Annotated in this window: 2 protein-coding genes; both read right to left on the bottom strand. The window is 53.4% G+C overall.

Annotated features, from left to right (window positions below):
• Positions 1–271 (bottom strand): fasciclin domain-containing protein (locus tag RMO15_RS10390; protein ID WP_309711619.1); only part of this gene is annotated, 271 nt, incomplete at its 3' end.
• Positions 272–404: 133 nt separating this feature from the next.
• Positions 405–908 carry a hypothetical protein gene (locus RMO15_RS10385; protein ID WP_309711616.1) on the bottom strand — a complete coding sequence of 168 codons (504 nt, stop codon included), beginning with the start codon at positions 906–908 and terminating at the stop codon, positions 405–407.
• Positions 909–1194: the final 286 nt, after the last annotated feature.

The following is a 1194-nucleotide window of genomic DNA, read 5'->3' as shown; positions in this document are numbered from 1 at the left end:
CGAAAGCCATGTTAGTTGGGGCAAACACGGTAAAGGGCCCCGTGCTCTGGAGCGTCTCAACCAAGTCCGCTGCCTTCACTGCGGCAACAAGCGTCGTGTGGTCTTTAGAGTTCACAGCGTTCTGGACGATGTTCTTGGACGGGTACATGGCCGCGCCTCCAACCATTGTCGTCTTCTCTTTAGCCGTTTTTTGTGCCGCGACGGGAGCGGAGCTAATCGTCAGTCCAAAAGTAGCGAGAGCAAGCAGGCTCAGGAGAGAGATTCGTTTCATTTTCTTGTTCTTTCTTAAATGCCAGGTTGTTTGTCGCCTAGCCCGTTCGTGATGTTAGTAGTTTAGGCTTTAAAGTAGCTCAGCTTCCAGGCGGAAAACTACTCACTTTTTGTTCAGTGCCATGTGAAGAAGCTCACTTGAGCATCTCCCCACTCTCCTGTAGCCAGAGGGTCTCGGTGAGCAGTGCGATTCCCTCGGCAAGATGGCGACGGTAGGTGCTGAACGGAAGATCCAGAAGCTCCGCCGCTTTTTCTTGTGTGCCGATGGGGCTCAGATAGGTATGAAGAAGCGCACGGTAGCCCCGTGCACGCTTGGGATGGCTTTGCATACCGCTTGCCGTCTCGCGGATTAGGCTCAGGAGCACCAAGGCACGTGCTTTAGCCGTAGCCGCGACTCCCCGTGTGCTCTCCTCGACGACTCGGGAGTGGAGAAGCGGATTGTTGAGAAGTGCCTCTGGGCGATCTAAGAACTTGAGGGCTTCACGTAGCGCAGCTTCGAACTCCGATTTATTCAACGCGGGATCTTTCTTACTGGAGCAAAGAGGAGCACTGGTCTCAAGAAAAGCAAGAGTACGGCCTGCAAGAAAAGTCAGGACAGTATCTACGAGAGTAAACGAGCGATTTATCATGGATTTCATCACCTTTTTAACAGTAAGAGTTATTCGTTAGAACTGCTTACAGTTTGCCGCACGCTGCCTACGCATCTGCTTCGACGACACTACAAGAAGGTTACAAAAATTACTTTCTGTCGGAAAGCTCGTGATGGGGATTTTCTGTTTAGCGTGGACGGTGAACGTCCCGCTTTGGGGCGCTTCGCGCCGCCTCCTCGTTCCTCGTCGGTATAGGGTCGGGTGCCCTCTGGGCGTCGCCCCAAAGCCCGGAGGTTTACCGTCCAGGGCTTATCACGAGATTTCCAACCCCTCG

Origin of the sequence: Armatimonas sp., from assembly GCF_031410135.1 — a bacterium.
GTDB lineage: Bacteria > Armatimonadota > Armatimonadia > Armatimonadales > Armatimonadaceae > Armatimonas.
Note: the sequence above shows the minus strand (reverse complement) of the source record. Positions and strands in the feature narration are given on the sequence as shown.